This window comes from Paraburkholderia caffeinitolerans (assembly GCF_902859945.1).
In the GTDB taxonomy this organism is placed as follows: Bacteria; Pseudomonadota; Gammaproteobacteria; order Burkholderiales; family Burkholderiaceae; genus Paraburkholderia; species Paraburkholderia caffeinitolerans.
Map to the genome: position 1 here is coordinate 198,221 of NZ_CADIKL010000011.1, position 19,535 is coordinate 217,755.

General features: G+C 68.0%; 18 protein-coding genes and 1 pseudogene. 9 read left to right on the top strand and 10 right to left on the bottom strand.

Going from position 1 to position 19,535, the window contains the following annotated elements; all coding sequences use genetic code 11:
- Positions 1-182 precede the first annotated feature (182 nt).
- The 5 genes from acs to HV773_RS13970 all read left to right on the top strand — a co-directional run bounded on the left by acs (position 183) and on the right by HV773_RS13970 (position 4,439).
- Positions 183-2,123, top strand: coding sequence for an acetate--CoA ligase (gene acs, locus HV773_RS13950; protein ID WP_227875546.1), 1,941 nt, complete (start codon positions 183-185; stop codon positions 2,121-2,123).
- 33 nt (positions 2,124-2,156) lie between these two features.
- Positions 2,157-2,753: an acetate uptake transporter gene (locus HV773_RS13955; protein ID WP_129563709.1), complete on the top strand. Its 597-nt coding sequence runs from the start codon at positions 2,157-2,159 to the stop codon at positions 2,751-2,753.
- Positions 2,754-2,810: 57 nt separating this feature from the next.
- Entirely contained in the window at positions 2,811-3,461 is a 651-nt protein-coding gene (locus HV773_RS13960) for a nitroreductase family protein (RefSeq protein ID WP_129563710.1), read from the top strand.
- 37 nt (positions 3,462-3,498) lie between these two features.
- Entirely contained in the window at positions 3,499-3,939 is a 441-nt protein-coding gene (locus tag HV773_RS13965) for a hypothetical protein (RefSeq protein ID WP_129563711.1), read from the top strand.
- A 122-nt stretch (positions 3,940-4,061) separates the two neighbouring features.
- A complete protein-coding gene (locus HV773_RS13970; RefSeq protein ID WP_129563712.1) occupies positions 4,062-4,439 on the top strand; it encodes a hypothetical protein in 378 nt (125 codons plus the stop codon).
- 75 nt (positions 4,440-4,514) lie between these two features.
- On the opposite strand, the gene HV773_RS13975 is transcribed toward HV773_RS13970, so the two are convergent.
- Entirely contained in the window at positions 4,515-5,009 is a 495-nt protein-coding gene (locus HV773_RS13975) for a BON domain-containing protein (RefSeq protein WP_129563713.1), read from the bottom strand.
- 69 nt (positions 5,010-5,078) lie between these two features.
- The gene (locus HV773_RS13980; RefSeq protein ID WP_175195306.1) at positions 5,079-5,576 is read right to left on the bottom strand and encodes a hypothetical protein; all 498 of its coding nucleotides are present in this window, start codon (positions 5,574-5,576) and stop codon (positions 5,079-5,081) included.
- A 262-nt stretch (positions 5,577-5,838) separates the two neighbouring features.
- Here HV773_RS13980 and HV773_RS13985 point away from each other — a divergent pair, with 262 nt between their 5' ends.
- The gene (locus tag HV773_RS13985) at positions 5,839-8,748 is read left to right on the top strand and encodes an AMP-binding protein (RefSeq protein WP_227875506.1); all 2,910 of its coding nucleotides are present in this window, start codon (positions 5,839-5,841) and stop codon (positions 8,746-8,748) included.
- 53 nt (positions 8,749-8,801) lie between these two features.
- On the opposite strand, the gene ppsA is transcribed toward HV773_RS13985, so the two are convergent.
- From ppsA to HV773_RS14015, 6 genes and pseudogenes are all read right to left on the bottom strand, one after another.
- Positions 8,802-11,237 (bottom strand): phosphoenolpyruvate synthase, encoded by a 2,436-nt coding sequence (ppsA, locus tag HV773_RS13990; RefSeq protein WP_129563715.1) that lies wholly within the window; start codon positions 11,235-11,237, stop codon positions 8,802-8,804.
- A complete protein-coding gene (locus HV773_RS13995; RefSeq protein ID WP_129563716.1) occupies positions 11,234-11,683 on the bottom strand; it encodes a universal stress protein in 450 nt (149 codons plus the stop codon). Before HV773_RS13995 ends, ppsA begins: the two co-directional genes overlap by 4 nt.
- 141 nt (positions 11,684-11,824) lie before the next feature.
- Positions 11,825-13,343 (bottom strand): annotated as a pseudogene (locus tag HV773_RS14000) (efflux transporter outer membrane subunit).
- The gene (locus HV773_RS14005; RefSeq protein WP_129563718.1) at positions 13,321-14,406 is read right to left on the bottom strand and encodes an HlyD family secretion protein; all 1,086 of its coding nucleotides are present in this window, start codon (positions 14,404-14,406) and stop codon (positions 13,321-13,323) included. The pseudogene HV773_RS14000 and the gene HV773_RS14005 overlap by 23 nt, the downstream one beginning before the upstream one ends.
- Positions 14,403-15,104, bottom strand: a complete 702-nt coding sequence (locus HV773_RS14010; RefSeq protein WP_129563719.1) for an ABC transporter ATP-binding protein — start codon at positions 15,102-15,104, stop codon at positions 14,403-14,405. The genes HV773_RS14005 and HV773_RS14010 overlap by 4 nt, the downstream gene beginning before the upstream one ends.
- A gap of 4 nt (positions 15,105-15,108) precedes the next feature.
- On the bottom strand, positions 15,109-16,245 hold the full coding sequence (locus HV773_RS14015) for an ABC transporter permease (protein WP_129563720.1): 1,137 nt from the start codon (positions 16,243-16,245) through the stop codon (positions 15,109-15,111).
- A 249-nt stretch (positions 16,246-16,494) separates the two neighbouring features.
- Here HV773_RS14015 and HV773_RS14020 point away from each other — a divergent pair, with 249 nt between their 5' ends.
- Both HV773_RS14020 and HV773_RS14025 read left to right on the top strand, forming a co-directional pair.
- Positions 16,495-17,340 carry a universal stress protein gene (locus tag HV773_RS14020; protein ID WP_129563721.1) on the top strand — a complete coding sequence of 282 codons (846 nt, stop codon included), beginning with the start codon at positions 16,495-16,497 and terminating at the stop codon, positions 17,338-17,340.
- A 96-nt stretch (positions 17,341-17,436) separates the two neighbouring features.
- Positions 17,437-17,604, top strand: coding sequence for a hypothetical protein (locus tag HV773_RS14025; protein WP_160113480.1), 168 nt, complete (start codon positions 17,437-17,439; stop codon positions 17,602-17,604).
- A gap of 70 nt (positions 17,605-17,674) precedes the next feature.
- Here HV773_RS14025 and HV773_RS14030 read toward each other — a convergent pair whose 3' ends face one another.
- A complete protein-coding gene (locus HV773_RS14030) occupies positions 17,675-18,619 on the bottom strand; it encodes a 1-phosphofructokinase family hexose kinase (protein WP_129563722.1) in 945 nt (314 codons plus the stop codon).
- 166 nt (positions 18,620-18,785) lie between these two features.
- Here HV773_RS14030 and HV773_RS14035 point away from each other — a divergent pair, with 166 nt between their 5' ends.
- Entirely contained in the window at positions 18,786-19,013 is a 228-nt protein-coding gene (locus HV773_RS14035; RefSeq protein ID WP_129563723.1) for a hypothetical protein, read from the top strand.
- 31 nt (positions 19,014-19,044) lie between these two features.
- Here the strand turns inward: HV773_RS14035 and HV773_RS14040 are convergent.
- The coding region (locus tag HV773_RS14040; RefSeq protein ID WP_175195308.1) for a BON domain-containing protein at positions 19,045-19,535 on the bottom strand (491 nt) is incomplete at its 5' end.

The window sequence follows — 19,535 nt, forward strand, 5'->3', positions numbered from 1 at the left end:
TCAATCGCGCGCCCGCGCCGGGCGTCGAGACTGAAGCGGCAAACGGATGCCATGACGTCAGCGCCAATACGCACGCCAACGCCAGGCGTCGCGCGGCAGCGCGCATCTGCACTGCGCCCTTACCGCATCCCGCACGCGAGAAGACCATGTCCGCACCCGAACCGGCGCCGAGCGCCCTCTCCATGTCCCCGATTCCGTTGATCGAGGGCGCCGCCATCGACGGCATGGCCGCCTACCGCGCGCTCGTCGACGAGGCGCGGCGCGACCCAGAGGCATTCTGGGCGCGTCTCGCGCGCGAGCATCTCGACTGGAAGCAACCGTTCACGCGCACGCTCGACTCATCGCACGCGCCGTTCTTCAAATGGTTCGACGACGGCCTGCTCAACGCGTCGTACAACTGTCTCGACCGGCATCTCGAGAACGGCGGTGCGAGCCGCACCGCTATCGTCTTCGAAGCGGACGGCGGCGAACTCACCACACTCACCTATGGCGAACTGCACGCTCGCGTTTGCCGTGTCGCAAACGCCTTGCGCGCACGCGGCGTGCGGCGCGGCGACCGCGTGATGATCTATCTGCCCATGTCGATCGAGGGCGTGGTCGCGATGCAGGCCTGTGCGCGCATCGGCGCGCCGCATTCGGTGGTGTTCGGCGGGTTCTCCGCGAAATCGCTGCACGAGCGCATGGCCGACGTGGGCGCCTGCGTGCTCATTACCGCCGACGAACAGGTGCGCGGCGGCCGCCATCTGCCGCTCAAAACGATTGCCGACGAAGCGCTCGCGATGGGCTGCGGCGACACCGTGCATACGGTGATCGTCTATCGCCGCACCGGCGGCGCGATTCCCTGGCACGCGGGCCGCGACGTGTGGCTGCACGAGCTCGAAGCCACGCAGAGCGCTACCTGCGAGCCCGAATGGGTTGACGCGGAGCATCCGCTCTTCATCCTCTATACGTCCGGCTCGACCGGCACGCCCAAGGGCGTGCAGCACAGCACCGGCGGCTATCTGCTGTGGGCCGCGCTCACGATGAAGTGGACCTTCGACATCCGCGCCTCCGACGTGTTCTGGTGCACCGCCGACATCGGCTGGATCACGGGTCACAGCTACATCTGCTACGGCCCGACCGCGGCGGGCGCGACCCAGATGATCTTCGAGGGCGTTCCCACCTGGCCCAACGCGGGCCGCTTCTGGCAGATGATCGAGCGCCACAAGGTGTCGATCTTCTACACCGCGCCCACCGCCATCCGCTCGCTCATGAAAGCGGCCCAGGCCGATCCCGACGTGCATCCGGCGCGCTACGACCTGGGCTCGCTGCGGCTGCTCGGCACCGTGGGCGAACCCATCAACCCCGAAGCATGGCGATGGTTCGCCGCGCAGGTCGGGGGCGGACGATGCCCCGTGCTCGACACCTTCTGGCAAACGGAGACCGGTGGCCACATGATCGCGCCGCTGCCGGGCGTCACGCCGCTCGTGCCGGGCTCCTGCACGCTGCCGCTGCCCGGTATCGAAGCGGCCATCGTCGACGAAACGGGCCGCGACGTGCCCGACGGCCACGGCGGGCTGCTCGTCATCAAGCGGCCGTGGCCGTCGATGCTGCGCACGGTGTGGGGCAATCCCGCGCGCTACCGCGCCGGCTATTTCCCGGAAGAACTGGGCGGCAAGCTCTACCTCGCCGGCGACGGGGCGATTCGCGACAGCGAATCCGGCTATTTCACAATCACGGGGCGCGTGGACGACGTGCTCAACGTGTCCGGCCATCGCATGGGCACGGCCGAGATCGAGTCCGCGCTGGCCGCCCATCCGCAGGTGGCCGAAGCCGCCGTGGTGGGCCGCCCCGATGCGACCACGGGCGAGGCCATCGTCGCGTTCGTGGTGCTCAAGGGGCCGTGCCCGCTCGACGGCGACGCGCAGCGCGTGGCCGACGAACTGCGCACATGGATCGGCCGCGAAATCGGGCCGATCGCCAAGCCGCGCGAGATCCGCTTCGGCGAAGCCATGCCCAAGACGCGCTCCGGCAAGATCGTGCGCCGCCTGCTGCGCTCGGTGGCCAAGGGCGAGGCGATCGAACAGGACACCTCGACCGTCGAAAACCCCGCGGTCATTGCCCAGTTCAGCAAGGCCGCCTGAATGCGCCAGCACATTAACCAGGAGACTGTCCTCATGAAACCCACCGCCCCCAACCCCGCCGCGCTCGGCCTCGCCGGATTCGCCCTCACGACGTGGCTCCTCAGCATGATCAACGCCGGCTGGTTCGGCGGCGACTCGCTCGGCCTCGTGCTCGCCTGCGCGCTCGCGTTCGGCGGCACGGCGCAGGCCATCGCGGGACTCATCGAGATTCCGCGCGGCAACACCTTCGGCGCCACCGCGTTCATTGCCTACGGCGCGTTCTGGTGGTCACTCGCGCTCTATCTGCTGTTTCTGCACGAGCATGTCGTGCCGGCGTTCGTCGGCTGGTATCTGCTGCTGTGGGGCGTCTTCACGTTCTACATGTGGATCGCCACATGGCGCGCGGCGCGCGCGCTGCAACTGCTGTTCGCCGCGCTGTGGGTCACGTTCTTCCTGCTCGCGTTCAGCGAATGGACCGGCTCGCTGGCCCTGCACCATGCAGGCGGATATGCGGGACTCCTCACGGCTCTCGTTGCGTTCTACCTCTCCGCAGCGGAGATCATCAACGAGACGCATGGGCGGCGCGTACTGCCGACCGGCGCGCCCGCGAGCGCCGGCGCCGAGGATCTCCCCGCCGCGCGCACCGCATGACAGAACCCCCATCACCGGCGTCGGCGAATGCCGAGTGCTGGGCACCAGGAGAACGCCATGACCGAATTTCAATGCATCGACTACCAGCCCGCGCCGCTACTCCCGCCCGCTCCCGCGAGCGGCGAAGCGCCCGCCTTCATCGACCTGCCGCGAGCGCGACACGACGCTGGCGCACCGCTGATGAAAGCGCTCGCGCAGCGCAGGAGCACCCGCGCCTACGCGGACACGCCCATGACGCTCGACACATTGGGCGAACTGCTCTGGGCCGCGAACGGTGTGAACCGCGCCGAAACGGGCGGCCACACCGCGCCCTCCGCGCACGGCTTCAATGAGATCGATGTCTATGTCGCGCTGCCCCACGGCGTCTATCGCTATGAGCCCGAGCTCAACCGGCTTGCGCTCAAGCACGCCGTGGACGCGCGCAACATGACGGGCTACCAGGACTTCGTGGGCAAGGCGCCGCTCGATCTCGTGTACGTGCTGCGCGGCTCGCAAGCGCTCGCCACGCCGCGCCAGCAGCGCGAACTGTTCGCGGCCATCGCCACCGGCGCGATCTGCCAGAACGTCTCGCTCTACTGTGCCTCCGAGGGGCTCGCCACCGTGGTGCGCGGCTGGATCAACCATCGGCTGCTCGCCGATGCGCTGCGCCTGAACGAGGATGAGACACCGATTCTCGCGCAGACCGTCGGCAGGCCGGCGGCAGCGTAAGCGGCCCATGCCGCGCTCGCGAAACAGGATGCTGGCGATGACTACGCGCGTCGACTTGACCCCGGTTCAAGAGACCTACCGTCTCTGCTATGTGCACGCGCCGTGGGCATATTTCACGCGCGTGCCGCTCGATCAACAGTGGGGCGACCGTTGGGAGCGCTCGCCCTATACGTCCGAGGCCGGCTTGCCCTATGGCGGCGAACCCGATCAGATTCTCAAGGTCGCCTTCGACGGGCCGTTGCTCACGCCGGAAACGGGCGAGCACGCGCATCCCTACAGCGTGCAGGAGATCAACGACCGGAGTGCGCCCTGGCTGCGCACCGACAGCTATTTCGGCGGCCCGCCCGTGCACATCATGGCGGGCGCGACGCTCCAGCGCTTCACCGAGTTGGTCGAACTCGCGGGCGGGAGCGTCTATGCGCCGGTTGGCTGGAGACAGTTGCCGGAGCTGGTGTCAAAGCCGACGGCAGCCTGCTGAAATGCCCGTGCCGCTTTTTTGCAGTTGCGCGCAGAAGTTCTGCGACCCGGAGTTTCTGCATCTGTCCGCCCGGTGCGGGTGCGTCGAACGGGACGGAATCTTTGATCCGCGAGGAGTGAATCATGAAAGACGCTTACGGGCGCCGGGCGTTGCTGCTTCAACTCGGCGATGTTCTGAAGATGCTCGACTACATCAAGGCGCACTCCCACGACGCCCAGACCGTCGGCGATCTGATCCGCCATCACGAGGCGCTTGCCGGCATTGCGCTGCTGGACAGCGTCGCCCAGACCATGACCGTCAGCGAGCTCGAATACCGCGCCTTACATGCGTTTTGCCGTTGGCCGCAGTTGCTGCTGGACGAGCCGCTCGACCATGGCGCGCTCGCCACGCCTGTAAGAGAGGGACTTTTCGACGACAACCCGTATGGGTGGGAATCCTGGACCGAGAGCCTCGCGAACGTCGTGCCATGGCTGGCCACGGCAGCGGCTGTTCCGGTGTGACGTGAGAAGTTCGGCGGCTTCTGCCGATGCCCATGAAAATCGCGCGCGCCGCCGCCCCGGCGCACAAGTGCCGCGTCACGCTAGCACGAGTTCGTCGATGACCGCGCGCACACCTGGCTGCGACCACGCCGCGCCGCGAACCACGGCACGTTCGGCCTCCGAGCCCACTTTGCCCCGGAGTGTCACCACCCCTTCGCTCATCTCGGCATGGATTCGGCCCGCCTCATCTTCAACGTAGTACTGCAATGCCTTGCGGATGCGTTCGCCAATCCTGCCCGGATCGGTGCGCCGGCGGGCTGTCACGCGGCTCGTCACGCCGGTCACGCTGCGCAACTGCATCAGTGTCCGGATCGCGAGCTCGCGCTGCCAATCCCATTCGACGGTTCCCTGCAAGAAGATATGCCCGCCCTCCGCCTCGACATCCACGGCGCGTTGCGGCACCCCGGCCGTCCAGTGCAGGACCGCGCGCGCCATTGCTGCGATCTCGTCGTCGCTGTGCTGGTCCGCGGCCGGGCGTTCGAGCGCGCGTTCGTCCTGTACGTCCTGCTTCGGTTGTGGACTTACTTTCATTACGGACTCCCCGCACGGTTTTGCAGATGCGCGGCGCCCACTCGATGTGCCCGCCCCGCGCCGCGACGATCATGCATCGGCGGATGTTGCGTGGTGCCGCGCGCGCTCGGGAGTCGCCTCGCCGTTCAGGCGCATGCCCATGAACGGCCGCGGCCATGTCATCCAGTTGCCCGCCTGCGGCACGGTTCCGGCCTGCCGCGTCACCTGCGCCGGTTTCGCCTGCCACCAGGCATTCTCGGCATTGAAGACCGCGTCGCGAAGCAACGCCCCGTATGCCGCCTGGTTTCGCGCAGCCGAAACCAGACCTTGCTCCCACAGGGCCACGCTCGCCGCGAGGTACTCGCGCATCATCGGTTGCCAGGCCTGCGCGATGGCCCCCGCATAGCCGGCCCGCGCGTGCATGATTGCGTCGCCCACGCGCTGCGCTGCGGCGCGATCGCGTTCAATGCATTTCGCTTGCAGCGCCAGCGCGGCCGCGAGTTGATCGAAGCCGATCTGCGCCATGCGCGTGCCCATGCTCGATGGGGAAACCGGCTGGAGCGGCATGCTCCGGGGGATATCGCTCATTTCATTCTCCTGACCATTCGAGTGTGTGCCGTGACTCGCAGTCCACGAGTCCATGCGTGTAGTCGCATTCCTCGTTCAATCTAGCGCCCGTGTTCTTCGCTTGATTGACTTGCATCAGTTGTCGCCGTCATCCGGAAACCCGATGGTCGGATGAGGCGCGCATCGTGTTTTTCTTGACCTGTATCAGCCGCCGCCCTCCCCGCGCGCGCGAGCCTTCTGACTGATCCCGACTGACTTCCTGCGCCACGCGCGCCTTGCCGCCATGCCTTACGCAACGAACGACGATTTGCCCGCGGGCGTACGCAATCATTTGCCGCCGCACGATGACCACGATATCCAGGACACCCGCGCCGCACGCATCGTGCGCCTCGTCGACACGCTTGCCGGCGAGCTGCACGGCGACGGACACCGCCTCGGGCGCGTTTCGATGACGACGCATCTCGAGCGCGATCTCGGATTCGACAGCATCGCACGCGCCGAACTGGCCGAACGGATCGAGCAAGCCTTTGCCGTGCGGCTGCCGCCCGATGCGTTCGCGGCCATCACGCCGGCGGACCTGCTCGCGGCCATCGAGCGGGGCGCGGAGGCCCCGACGCGCGCAGCCACGCCGGGAACGCCAGCAGCACCGGCGGCGCGCAGCGCACCCGCCGTACCAGAGCAAGCGCGCACACTCGCCGAAGTGCTCCAGTGGCACGCGCGCAGGCATCCGGACCGGCTCCATCTCACGCTCATCGAGCAAGGCGCCGCGACGGAACTCAGTTACGGCGCGCTGTTCGAGCGCGCCTCGCGCACGGCCAACGCGCTGCGCGCGCGTGGCGTCGATCCGGGCGCGCGGGTGGCGCTGATGCTGCCCACCAGCATCGAATATTTCGTCGCCTTCGCGGCGCTCGCGCTGTGCGGCGCGGTTCCGGTGCCGATCTATCCGCCGACGAGCCTCGCGCAGGTCGAGGAGCATGTCACGCGACACGCGCCGATCCTCGCGAATGCCGGAGTCTCGGCGTTGATCGCCGCGGGGTCCCTCGGCCCGGTGGCGCAATTGCTCCGGCTGAAAGTCCCGACGCTGCATCAGGTGTTCACCTACACGGCCCTTGAAGCGGCGCAGCCGCATAACGAGGACGAAGCACCGCTGATCCAGACCGGTCCGGACGATCTCGCCTTGCTCCAGTACACCTCCGGCAGCACCGGCGCCCCCAAAGGCGTCATGCTGAGCCACGCGAACCTGCTTTCGAACATCCGCGCGATGGGCGAGCTCATGGGCGTGCAGCCCGACGACACGCTCGTGAGCTGGCTGCCGCTCTATCACGACATGGGGCTCATCGGCGCGTGGCTCGCCCCGCTCTATTTCGGCTTTACGCTCGTCGCCATGTCGCCGCTCGCGTTTCTGGCCCGACCGGCGGTCTGGCTCGAAACGATCTCGCAGCGCCGCGCGACGATCACGGCCGCGCCCAATTTTGCGTACGACTGGTGCGCGCGGCGCGTGCCCGCGCATGCGCTCTCCGGGCTCGATCTCGCCTCGCTGCGCTTTGCGTTCTGCGGCTCGGAGCCGGTGAATCCTGACACGCTGCGCGCCTTCTCCGCGCGCTTCGCGCCGCTCGGATTCGACGCGCGCGCCATCACGCCCGTCTACGGCCTCGCGGAAAACACGCTTGCCGTCACCTTCCCCGTACCGTCACGCGGCCTGCGCGTCGACCGCGTGCAGCGCGAAGCGCTCGCCATGCGCGGCGAGGCGGTGCCCGCCTACGCGGGCACCGATGCCCTCGCGCTCGTCGCCTGCGGCTACGCGCTTGCGAATACGCGCCTGCGCATCGTCGACGATCAACACCACACGCTCGCCGAACGCCACGTCGGCCATATCGAGTTTCGCGGCGCGAGCGCCACGGCAGGCTACTTTCGCAATCCTGAGCAAACCGCACGCCTTGTTCGCGACGGCTGGCTCGACAGCGGCGACCTCGGTTATATCGCGGAGGGCGAGCTTTTCGTCACGGGTCGCGCGAAGGACCTCATCATCCGTGCGGGCCGCCACATTTTCCCCGACGAACTGGAGCACGCGATCGGGCAACTAAGCGGCGTGGAGCCGGGCGGCGTAGCCGCGTGTGGCGAGCCCGATCCGCTCGCGGGCACCGAACGCCTCGTCGTGATCGTCGAGACCGCGCTGGGCGAGCTAGCCGAACGCGCCGATCTACACGCGCGCGTCAACGCCGTAGTGCTTCGGCTGTGCGGCGCGCCCGCCGAGCGCGTCGTGCTGGTCACGCCGCATGGCATCCTCAAGACGCCTGGCGGCAAGATCCGGCGCGCCGCAACGATCGAGCGTCTGCGCTACGGCGCGACCGCTGCCCAACCATCGGGCGCGTTCGCGCCCTGGCGCCAGGGCTTCACGCTTGCAGCGGCCACTGCGGCCCCGCTTGCGCGGGCCACCTGCCACTCGCTGCGGCACATCGCTCGCGGCCTGTGGTGCGGATCGCTCGCCGCGCTGGCGCTTCCGGTCGTATGGGCGCAGGTCACGCTCGATCGCAACCCCGGGCGCCGCTGGCGCTCGGCCGCGCGCGCGTGCCGCTTCGTGCTGCGCGCCGCGGGCCTGCACACGACGCTGCACGGCGCGCAGCACTTCAACCGCGCCGCGCACCCGGTACTGGCCGTCAATCACACGAGCTATCTCGACGTGATTGCGCTGCTCGCCGCACTGCCCGCGCCGGTTCATTTCGTCGCCAAGCACGAGCTTGCCCGCCAGCCGTTCGTCGGCGCGCTGCTGCGTGCGCTCGGCACGCGCTTCGTCGCGCGCGACGACTATGGCCAGAGCCTCGCCGACGAAGCGCAGCTCGTCGAGTGCGCCCGCGCTGGCGAGACTTTGCTGTTTTTCCCCGAAGGAACCTTCGTGGCCGCCGCCGGCCTGCGCGCATTCAAGCTGGGCGCGTTTCGCGCGGCGGTGCTGGCAGGTCGTCCGGTGTTACCCGTGGCGCTGCGCGGCGCACGCGCGGCATTGCGCGACGGGCACTGGGTTCCGGAGCGCGGCGAGATCGAGGTCGAGATTCTGGCGCCGGTGCAGGCGCAAGGCAACGATTTGCGCGCCATGGCGAACCTGCGCGAGCGCACGCGCGCGGCGCTGCTCGCGCAATGCGGTGAACCGGACGCGGCGGCCCAGACCGCGCCGGCCGCAGCGTCAAGCTCGATGTAAAGCCGTCCGGCGCTGCTCAAAAAACGCTCACCGCGAACCCTCACAGCAGCCCCTTACAGCGGCAACCGCCCGGCCAGCGTCACAGGCATGCCGGCATGCGGTTCGCGCGCCGACTCGCTGGCCGCGACGCGCTGCTTGAGCGCGACGAAGCTGTCGGGGCTTACCGAGATCGAGTCGATACCGCACTCGACCAGGAACTCGGCAAACTCGGGATGATGCGCAGGCGCCTCGCCGCACAGGCCGACCTTCGCGCCGGCACGGTGGGCCTCGGCGATCACCGTGCGCACCATCCACTTGAGCGCGTCGCTTTGCTCGTCGAAGAGCCCGGCGAGCTGCGCCGAGTCGCGATCCACGCCGAGCGTGAGCTGCGTGAGATCGTTGCTGCCGATCGAAAAGCCGTCGAAGCGCCGCGCGAACTCGCGCGCCAGCACGACATTGGAGGGAATCTCGCACATCACATAGATTTCGAGGCCGTTGCGCCCGCGCTCGAGGCCGTTCTCGCGCATGACCGCAAGCACGCGGTCGGCTTCCTCGGGCGTGCGGCAGAACGGAATCATCACGATGACATTGGCGAAGCCCATCTCTTCGCGCAGCCGGCGGATCGCGCGACATTCGAGCGCGAATCCTTCGCGGTATAGCGGCGAGTAGTAGCGCGAGGCGCCGCGAAAGCCGAGCATCGGATTGGCCTCGTGCGGCTCGAATTGCGCGCCGCCCACGAGGTTCGCGTACTCGTTGGTCTTGAAGTCGCTCATGCGCACGATCACGGGATGCGGAAAGTGCGCGGCCGCGATGCGCCCGAGCGCACGCGAGAGCTGGTCCACGAAGTACTCGGTCTTGTCGGCATATCCGGCGCTCAGGTCGCGAATGATGCGCTTGGCCCGCTCGTCCTTCAGCTGGTCGTAGTGGACCAGCGCCATGGGATGCACGCGAATCTGACTGCCGATCACGAACTCCATACGCGCGAGCCCCACCCCGTCGGCGGGCATGCGCCACCAGCGAAACGCGGCCGCGGGATTGGCGAGATTGAGCATGATGGCGGTGCGGGTGGGCGGCAGGTTCGAAAAGTCGATCTCCCGCGCGTGAAAGTCCGCGATGCCCGCGTACACCGTGCCTTGCTCGCCCTGCGCGCAACTCACCGTGACTTTCTGGCGGTTGCGCAGCACGCGCGTGGCGTTGCCGGTCCCGACGATGGCCGGCAGACCCAGCTCGCGGCTCACGATCGCCGCGTGGGAGGTACGCCCGCCGTGATCCGTGACGATCGCCGCCGCGCGCCGCATGATCGGCACCCAGTCCGGGTCGGTGGTCTGCGCGACCAGCACGGCGCCGTCCACGAAGCGCTCCATGTCGCGCGGCTGCTCGATCACGCAGACGGGCCCCGCGCCGATCGCCTCGCCAACGCTCACGCCCGAGAGCAGCTTCGGCCCGGCTTTGTCGAGGTGCCAGGTTTTGAGCGCGCCCGCGTCGCGGCGCGACTGAACCGTTTCCGGGCGCGCCTGAACGATGAAGATCTCGCCGGTTGCACCGTCCTTCGCCCACTCCATGTCCATCGCGCAGCCGTAGTGCGCCTCGATCAGGCAGGCCCAGCGCGCGAGCTTAAGGATTTCGTCGTCTTGCAGCACGTAGGCGCGGCGCTCGGCCAGCGAGGTCCGCACGTTTCTGGTCGGCTGCATGCGGCTGCGCACGCAGATCATCTTGAGGGTCTTGGCGCCGCGCTGCTTGCCGACGATGGGCGCGAGAGCCGGGTCGTCCAGCAGCGGCTTGAAGACCTCGTATTCGTCGGGATCGACGGCGCCCTGCACCACGTTCTCGCCGAGCCCCCAAGCCGCGTCGATCAGGACGACGCGACCGAAGCCGGTCTCGGTATCGATCGAGAACATCACGCCCGCGCCGCCCAGGTCGGCGCGCACCATCTGCTGCACGCCCACCGACACCGCGACCTTCAGCGCGTCGAAGCCTTTGGCCTGGCGGTAGCTGATCGCGCGGTCGGTATAGAGCGACGCGTAGCAGCGCCGACAGGCGTCGAGCACCGCCGCGCCGCCCGATACGTTCAGGAAGGTCTCGAACTGCCCCGCGAAGCTCGCCTCGGGCAGGTCTTCGGCTGTCGCGCTGGAGCGCACGGCGACGCTCAACTTGTCGTGGCCGCTCTGGCGGCACAGGTCCGCATAGGCGACGCGGATGGCGTCCGCAATCGCGGCGGGCCATTCGCCGCGCAAGATCGCCGCGCGGATCAGCGCGCCCGTTTCGGCAAGCGTGCGCCGCTTCGCATGCAGATCGTCCAGCGCGGCGGCGATCACATCATCGAGACGGTTCGCTTCGAGGAAGTCGCGATACGCCTGCGCCGTGCTCGCGAAGCCGGGCGGCACCTTGATGCCGTGCGGCGCGAGGTTCGCGATCAGCTCGCCTAGCGAGGCGTTCTTGCCGCCGACGCGCGCGAGATCGGCGCGCGTGACCTGCGAAAGCCAGACAACTGAAGCGGACGCGGCGTTCATGAAAGGCCCCGCACGAGCAGCACAGGGCGGTCCGTCTCGCGCACGAATTCCTCCGCCACGCTGCCGAGCAGCGCGCGTCTCACGCCGCGCCGGCCATGCGTGCCGAGCACGACGAGCTGCGCGCCCACGCGCGTGACGCAGCGGTTCAGGCAATCCGCCACACTGTCGGTTACGCTTTGCAGTTGCAGCAGTTCCGTCTCGCAATGCACGTCCGCCGCCTTCGCCTCGTCGCGCGCGGCTTCCAGCAGCCTTTTGGCGTCTTCCCGATACATCGCGATCAGGTCCACCGGCACGTACGCGAGGCCCATGCCGAACGGCGCCAGAATGTCGATCACATTCGCTACATACAGTTGCGCGCCTGTCAGCCGCGCGATGCGCAGCGCCTCGGCGAGCGCACGCTTCGACGTCTCGCTGCCGTCGAACGCCATCAGAATCTTCTCGTACATGGTCGGCCTCCTCACCCGGGATATCCGGTGCCGCATTCCCTTGCCTGATGCCCATCTTCGGTTTGGCCAGCGCCATGCCATTGATTTGCATCAAGAGACAAACGCGGTCGGAGCACCGCCATGGCCGCATCGAGCTGTCGATCAGCGCGGGCCGTCCCCGGCATCGCCCCAGCCGCCGCCCAATGCCGCATAGAGCGCGACGGTGTCCTGGAGCCGCTGGGCGTCGGCTTCGAGCCAGGCGATCTGCGCTTGATGCAGTTGAGCATCGGCGACGAGGATCTGGAGGTAATCCACCGTTCCCGCGCGATAGTCGGCGCGCAGCAAGCGCAGCGCCTCGCGCGCCGCCGCCAGCGCGCGCGTCTGCGCCTCCAGTGCGCCGGCGTCGTGCTCGAGCGCATAGAGCACGTCCGCCACCTGCGCAAAGGCGCTCAGCACGGTCTGCCGATACTGTGCGCGCGAGGCGTCGTAAGCGTCCTGCGCGGCCTTGCGCCCGTACCAGAGCGTGCCGCCCTCGAAGAGCGGCGCGGCCACGTCCGCGGCCAGCGCCCACGACTGGCCTGCGCGCGCGCCCATCGACGCGAGCGACGTACCCGCAAGCCCGCCGCCCGCCGAAAGCGTGAGGTTCGGCAGCATCGCCGCCGTGGCCACGCCGACTTCCGCGCTCGCCGCATGCAGCAGCGCCTCGGCCTGCAGCACGTCGGGCCGCTGGCGCACGAGCTGCGACGGCACAGTCTCGGGCAAATCCGCCGGCAGCGTGATCTCGTTCAGCGAAAGCTCTGGCGAGGACCATTGCGCCGGCAGCAGGCCGCTCAACGTGGCCAGCAGATCCGCCGCCTGAGCGCGCTTTTGCTCCAGCACCGGCAAGGTGGCTTCGAGCGCGGCCTGCTCGTTCTGCAGCGTGAGCACCGCCGCGTAGGCAGCCGTACCCGCGCGCGCGCACCTCGGCAATGCGGACCTGCTCGCGCACGAGCCCGATCATCTCGCGCGTCGCGTCGATCTCGTCGCGCCAGCCGGCGCTCGCGATCATCGTGTTGACGACGTTCGATTCGATCGTGAGGTAAGCCGCCTCCAGCGCGTAGCGCTGCGCATCGCGCTGCGCCGCGAGCCCCTCGACGAACCGCCGGTTGCCGCCCCAGAGATCGACGGCATAGCTGATCGAGGCCGACAGCGTAAACAGGTTGAAAATCGAGGGCGCCATGCCGGAGCCCACGTGCAGCGGAACATAGCGCTGCCGGGAGGCGCCGGCCGCGGCGCTCACCTGCGGATAGAACACGCCCGCTCCGGCGCGTAACTGATGATCTGCATGCCGAAGCGATGCCTCGGCCGCATCGAGCGTCGCGTTGCCGGTGAGCGCGTCGTCCACGGCTGCATCGATCTCGCGGCAGCCAAACTGGGTCCACCAGTCGTCGCGCACGGCGACGCCAGCCCGCAGGGTCTGCGAGACACCGGCCGCCGCGAAGGACGCGGGCGCGCCGCCACGCACATACGCATCGACCTGCGGCGGCGCCGGCCGCGTGAAATCCGGCCCGACGGCGCAGCCCGCCAGCCCTGTTGCACCGATCCACGCGAATACGAGCAGCGCGCCACGCGCGCGCGCGCGACGGCGTCCCCCTCGCGTCCCGCTCGAAGCAGTTCGCTTAACGCGCGGCAATGTACACATCGACGATCTGCCCTGGATAGAGACGCAGGCCCGCCTGCGGCTCGATGCGGAAAATGACCGGCAGCACGCGCAGGTCAACGCGCTCGGCACGCTGGTCGGAAAGCTCGATCTTCGGCGTTACGTAGGGCTGGATGCGCTCGAACGTGAGATCGGCCGCGATGTTCGCACCGCGTACCGTCATGCGCCCCTTGAGCTGGCCCGGCTGTGGCAGCCGCGAGATCAGGATCTCGTCCACGTAACAGCGCACCGCGAGACGCTCGGGCGCCGTGCCCAGCACGATGACGGGCGCCATGCCCTGCGTGTAAGTGTCGTAGACGCCCTGCTGCGACAGGTACGAGCCCTGCGCCGTGTTCACCGCGAGCACGATGCCGTCGGACGGCGCGCGCAGCGTGTAGTGCGCGAGCAGCGCGTCGGCCGACGCGGCCGCCTTGCGCAGCGCCTCCACCTGCCCCTGCTGGTTGCGCACGTCGTAGACCCACGCGCCCGCGCGCGTGAGACGGTCCTGACGCGCGACCACGTCGAGGTTGGCGCGCGCGACGTGCATGGCGTTCTCCGCGCTGTCGAGCACGTCGCGGCTCACGGCTTTGGGGTCGATGTCCCATGCCTGCTTTTGCTTCGCATAGGTGTCCTGAGCCATCTTCAGGTTGGCCTGGGCCGCCTGCACCTGCGCGTCGGCAACGTCGCGCGTTTCCGGCCTGGGCTGTGCCTTGAGTTCGTCGAGCAGGGCCTGCGCGGCAAGCGCCTGGGCGGCGAGCTGCTCCGCGTTCGCGCGCTGCACCGAATCGTCGATCGTGAGCAGCACGTCTCCCGCCTTCACGCGCTCGCCGTCGTGCACGTAGAGGCGCGTGAGCGTCCCTGTCACTTCGGGATAGAGATTGACGTTCGCTCCGGCGCTCTGATCGCTTTCGACGATGCCCGTGGCATAGACGCCGTGCGCGTAAGGATTGGCCGCCGGCTGGAACACCGGCGGCTGCGGCGGCTGCTGGATGCCGAACACCCAGGCCGCGACAACGCTCGCGAGAAAGCCGATCAACGCCGCTGCGAACACAAGCCGATGCTTCATCGCGCGCCTCCGGGGACGATGTCCTTGAGCTTGCCGTCCTCCATATGCAGGATGCGGTCCGCGTACTCGAAGATGCGGGCGTCGTGAGTGACGGTGATGATGCAGCGACGCTCGTTGAGCACCTGATGCTTGACGAACTCGATGATGGTGCGTCCCGTGTCGCCGTCGAGCGAGGCGGTGGGCTCATCGAGCACGAGAATGTCGGGCTGGCTCACGATCGCGCGGGCAATCGCCACGCGCTGCTGCTCGCCGCCCGAGAGCTTCACGGGCGGCAGGGCGGCACGGTTTTCGAGGCCCACGACCGCCAGATAGCGCTGCGCCTCGGCGAGCGCGTCGTCCCAGGGCCGCCGCTTGAGGATCAGCGGAATGGCCACGTTCTCGGCCGTGGTGAGGCGCGGAAACAGATGGTAGTCCTGAAAGACGAAGCCGATGCGGTTGAGCCGGAACTCCGCGAGCCGGTCGTCGGGCTGAGCCCATAGATCCACGCCATCCACGGACACGGACCCGCCATCGGGCCGCAGAATCCCGGAGATGACGCTGAGCAGCGTGGTCTTGCCGCTGCCTGACGGCCCGACGATCAGCACCATCTCGCCGAAGCGCGCCTGCATGGAGACGCCTTGCAGCGCCTGGGTGCGCGCCGCGCCCTCGCCGAACCACTTGTCGAGCGCACGCGCCTCGATGGCAATCGAATCGGTCATCGCTTCAGCCCCGGAAGATGTCGAACGGCTCGATGCGCAGCACGCGGCGCACGCCGAGATAGCTCGAGAGCGCGGCGATCACCACCACCATCGCGAACGCAATCGCGAGGTTGCCGTAGGTGATCATGGCCGCGTAGTCGCGGATGCGCAGCCGCGCGAGGCTGATCGACGCCGCGCACAGGCCGACGCCGAGGCCATAGCCGGTGAGCGCCGTGAAGGCCGCCTGGAACAGGATCATCGCGACCAACTCGCGCCGCTTCGCGCCGATGGCCTTGAGCGCGCCGAATTTTTCGAGATTTTCCAGAATGAACGTGTAGAAGGTCTGCCCCGAGATCGACAGGCCGACCACGAAGCTGATCACTGTCATCAGGAGAATGTTGGTGCCGAGGCTGGTCTGGTACTTGTAGAAGTCGGCGATGTGCTGCATGAACTCATCTTTCGTGTAGGCGACATAGCCGAGCGCGGCGACCTGCGCCTTGATGTGCGCAATGTCGGCCGTCGACTTCGGCTCGACGAGGATGTACGAGGTCGTGTAGCGAGTCGACGGGACGTCCTGGATGGCGCGGCGGTACGTCGTGTAAAGCGTAGGGGTGCCAAACAGACTGCCGCTCGCCACCGCGGCAATGCCGACCACCACGGCGCGGTGGTCGTTCAGCTCGAAGTCGGTGCCGGGCGCGGGGCTGCCGAGCTTGTAGAACTCGGCGTCCTGCACGGCAATGAAGCCGTCTTCCGCAAAGATGTCTTCGATGCGCCCGGTCTTCATCTTCGGCCAGCCATAGAGCGTGGTGTCGTCCAGCCCAATCACGGTGGCCGCCTGGTAGGTGCCGTCGTGCAGCTTCACGAGCGCCGCGCCCGAATAGAGCGGCACGGCGTACTTCACGCCGTCGATGCTGCGCACGGCGTCGAGCACGTAATCGGGCATGCCGATGCTACTCGCGATCGTCTGCACCGCCGGGTCCATCACCCAGACCTTCGCGCCCACGTTGATGACGGTGGACGACGAGCGGTTGAGGATACCCGCGAACATGGACGTCATCTCGACCATCAGAAACACCGCGAACGTGATGCCGATCAGCAGCGCCGTGAACTTGGCGCTGTCGTTGACAAGCAGCTTGAACGCGAGGCGCAGGATGCACCGCATGCCGCTCTCCGGTTTGGCCGGCCCCGCTCGCCACGCACGAGGCGCGTGCATGGTCCGGGCCTGGTGAGGCGATTCTGCGGCGCGCGGCCCTCTTCCAGTTGACGTGCATCAAACAAGCCGCGCTGGGTCGATGTTTGACTTGCATCGAACATCGACCCGATCCCAGCGACAACACTCGAAGCTAGTGTTACCGCTCGTCCGCCCGCGTCCCGCGGCACAACGAGACGCACCGCCCTAGGAGACGCAGCCATGCCATACAAGACCCTGCTCGCTTATCTCGACCCGAGCGAGCGCGCGCAAGCGCGGCTCGACTTCGCGCTGACGCTCGCGGGCCGCTTCGACGCGCACCTCATTGGCCTTTACTCGCCGTTCGCGCCGGAAGCGCGCGCGTACTTCAGTGTCGCCGGCTGCGCGCCCTACTACAGCGAATACTGCGATGCGCGGCGCAGCCAGCAGGCCACGGCGGAGGAATCGTTTCGCCACGACTTGCGGCGCGCCGGCATGGAAGGCGAGTGGATCGCATTCGACGACTATGCCGAACAGCCGATCATCCGCCGCAGCCGCCACGCCGATTTGCTGGTCGCGGGCCAGGCGAGTCCCGACGACGATGCCCATGCGCTGCGCGCGTGCTTTCTGGAAAGCGTGGTCATGACGTCCGGCAGGCCGGTGCTGGTGCTGCCTTACGCGGGAACGCTGCGCGCCGCGTGCGAGTCGATCGTGATCGCGTGGGACGGCAGCCGCGAAGCCGCGCGCGCGGTGCACGACGCGATGCCCCTGCTGCAAGCCGCGAAGCGCGTGACGGTGCTGCATATCGGTACGCCCGCTTCGTCGCGCGCTGCGGCGTCGTCGGGCGCCGGCATCGCGAACATCGACCAGATGCTGGCCAGGCACGCGGTCAATGTCGACTTTGCGCAAAGCCTTAGCGACGCGGACGAGACGGTGGGCGACACCTTGATTTCGTGGGGCGCGACGAGCGGCTGCGACTGTGTCGTGGCGGGCGCTTACAGCCATCCGCAATGGCGCGAGCACGTGCTCGGCGGCGTCACGCGCGCGCTGCTCGAATCGGCCACCGTGCCGGTTCTGCTGTCGCATTGAAGGCGCGGCGCGCGATCGGCTGATACAGGTCAATTGGGCGAGGTAGACGGGATTTAAGCTGAACCAATATTCTTGGCTTCCCCGCGAGATGCAACCATGTACAAGCGACTGATCTTCCTTGCCGTCCTTGCGCTGCCCGGCTCGTTCTTCATCATCACGGCGGTCAGCTTCCATCCTCGCGGCCGTGCGCTGCTCGCGGACGTAGTGGGATTCGCTGTGCCGCACGCCAGATACGCGTCCACGCGCGACGGCACGGCACGCTGAGACCGGGAACCGCACGAAGGAAGCGAAGCGCGTTTGCCGCCGCTGCAATGCCGCTGTAAAGCTCACGCACTCAGTACACGGGGCGCCCGGCGTCATAGAACCGTTGTACCTGCGCAGCGTCGCAAAGCGCCGTCCCGCTCGTCAGCAGGGTTGCCGATGCCGCCGCCTGCGCAAGACGGGCCGCAGCCGCCAGCCCATCGCCCCGGCGCAACGCGACGACCAATCCCGCAAGAAAGCTGTCGCCCGCGCCGATCGCACTCGAAACGGATACCGGCAGGGCCTTCACGCGTATCGTTTCTTGGGCCGATACCAGCAGCGCGCCACGATCCCCAAGCGTCAGCGCAACGATTTCCGCGCGCCGCCGCGCCACGATCTCGCGCGCGGCGGCCAGTTGCGCCGCCTCGTCGGCAAGCGGCCGCCCCGCCAGCCCGGCCAGTTCACCAAGGCTAGGCTTCACGAGGTAGACGCCTGCTTCCAGCGCCAACGCGAGCGGCGCACCCGATGTGTCCAGCGCCACCCGCGTGCCGCGTGCATGAGCCCGCTGCGCGAGATCCGCATAGGCTCGCGCAGGTACGCCCGGCGGCAGGCTGCCGCTCATCACGAGGTAGCGCGGTGCAGGCACTAGCGCATCGCAAGCCTCCATTGCGCTAACCCATTCGGCAGCCTCCACCGGCGCGCCAGGCAGCACGAAGCGGAACTCGCGGCCCGTCGAACGCTCCTTCACCGAGAAGTTTTCCCGTGTCTCGCCCGCGATATGCAGCCTTCGGCTGTCCACGCGCTCGGCTGCGAGCAGTTGCTCCAGCAACTCGCCCGTCACGCCGCCCGCGAGATACAGTGCGCGGCAGTGGGCCTGCGCGCCGTCGAGACGCTGGATCACGCGCGCGACATTGATGCCCCCGCCGCCCGGATAGCGGCTTGCCGTGTCGCAGCGCAGCTTGTGCGTGTCGATCACGCGCTCCACCGCCGTCGACACATCGACGGCGGGATTGGCTGTCAGCGTCAAGATCTCGATCACGTCATCGACTCCGATCCGGTGCCAAGCCCTGTAGGCCGACGCCTACAGGTTCCAAAAAACGACCTACATCACTTTCAGCGCCGGCTCATTGGGAGGCCCGGCCACGCCGTCCATACTGAAGACGTAGCGAATTCCGCTCGAACGTTCACCCCCAAGGAGCGTCGTCATGCCCACCGCCGAAAGCCGCACGCCGTCCACCGCTCCGCTTGCCGGCGCAATTGCCGTCGACGACGCCAATGCGCTGCTCGCGCTCGCGCGTTCCGCCGGCATGCTCGTCACGCTCGACGGCCAGATCGGCCGCGAAAAATACCAGAGCGTCGCGGGTTCGCTGCGGTCGTTCCAATGCTTTGCCGCCGCGCTGCGCGACGCGCTCGCTGCCGGCCAGGCAGGCTGAGCAACGTCCACCCTGCGCGGCCGCCATTGCGTCACTCCACGCTCAGATCGTCCACCACGGCGCGCACGCCCGGCGCGGCCCAGGCCGCGCCACGCGCCACGGCGCGCTCGGCAAAGGAATGAACCTTGCCGGACAGCCTCACCGTGCCTTCGTCGACCGTGACCTGAATATGCCGCGCCTCGCGGTCCGCATGGCGGCGCATCGCTTCGAGAATGTCCTTGCTGATCTTGTCCGGCGCCACTGCATGCCTGACTTCGATGTGGTTCACCACGCCCGCGACCCCGCGCAACTGGGCGACGGCGCGCGCGGCCGCCTGGCTCTGCCATGTCCAGTCCACGGAGCCCTTGAGCACGACGTGGCCGCGCTCGACCTGCACCTGCACCGCGTCCGCGCTCAACCCGGCGGTCCAGTTACTGACGTGTGCACCAAATAGTGCGTGGTGCGTTATATGGGCATGAAGACAAAACCTGATGCCCGAAAACTGGATGGAGCCACCCAAGCCCACCTGAGAAAGCTCGTGGT

What these genes read in the sequence shown, in the direction of transcription:
- HV773_RS13975 (WP_129563713.1), bottom strand. Translation starts at nt 5,009, where the DNA reads ATGAAAGTAAGTCCACAACCGAAGCAGGACGTACAGGACGAACGCGCG.
- HV773_RS13965 (WP_129563711.1), top strand. Translation starts at nt 3,499, where the DNA reads ATGACTACGCGCGTCGACTTGACCCCGGTTCAAGAGACCTACCGTCTC.
- HV773_RS14020 (WP_129563721.1), top strand. Translation starts at nt 16,495, where the DNA reads ATGCCATACAAGACCCTGCTCGCTTATCTCGACCCGAGCGAGCGCGCG.
- acs (WP_227875546.1), top strand. Translation starts at nt 183, where the DNA reads ATGTCCCCGATTCCGTTGATCGAGGGCGCCGCCATCGACGGCATGGCC.
- ppsA (WP_129563715.1), bottom strand. Translation starts at nt 11,237, where the DNA reads ATGAACGCCGCGTCCGCTTCAGTTGTCTGGCTTTCGCAGGTCACGCGC.
- HV773_RS13955 (WP_129563709.1), top strand. Translation starts at nt 2,157, where the DNA reads ATGAAACCCACCGCCCCCAACCCCGCCGCGCTCGGCCTCGCCGGATTC.
- HV773_RS13960 (WP_129563710.1), top strand. Translation starts at nt 2,811, where the DNA reads ATGACCGAATTTCAATGCATCGACTACCAGCCCGCGCCGCTACTCCCG.
- HV773_RS14010 (WP_129563719.1), bottom strand. Translation starts at nt 15,104, where the DNA reads ATGACCGATTCGATTGCCATCGAGGCGCGTGCGCTCGACAAGTGGTTC.
- HV773_RS13995 (WP_129563716.1), bottom strand. Translation starts at nt 11,683, where the DNA reads ATGTACGAGAAGATTCTGATGGCGTTCGACGGCAGCGAGACGTCGAAG.
- HV773_RS14015 (WP_129563720.1), bottom strand. Translation starts at nt 16,245, where the DNA reads ATGCGGTGCATCCTGCGCCTCGCGTTCAAGCTGCTTGTCAACGACAGC.
- HV773_RS13985 (WP_227875506.1), top strand. Translation starts at nt 5,839, where the DNA reads ATGCCTTACGCAACGAACGACGATTTGCCCGCGGGCGTACGCAATCAT.
- HV773_RS14025 (WP_160113480.1), top strand. Translation starts at nt 17,437, where the DNA reads ATGTACAAGCGACTGATCTTCCTTGCCGTCCTTGCGCTGCCCGGCTCG.
- HV773_RS14005 (WP_129563718.1), bottom strand. Translation starts at nt 14,406, where the DNA reads ATGAAGCATCGGCTTGTGTTCGCAGCGGCGTTGATCGGCTTTCTCGCG.
- HV773_RS13980 (WP_175195306.1), bottom strand. Translation starts at nt 5,576, where the DNA reads ATGAGCGATATCCCCCGGAGCATGCCGCTCCAGCCGGTTTCCCCATCG.
- HV773_RS13970 (WP_129563712.1), top strand. Translation starts at nt 4,062, where the DNA reads ATGAAAGACGCTTACGGGCGCCGGGCGTTGCTGCTTCAACTCGGCGAT.
- HV773_RS14035 (WP_129563723.1), top strand. Translation starts at nt 18,786, where the DNA reads ATGCCCACCGCCGAAAGCCGCACGCCGTCCACCGCTCCGCTTGCCGGC.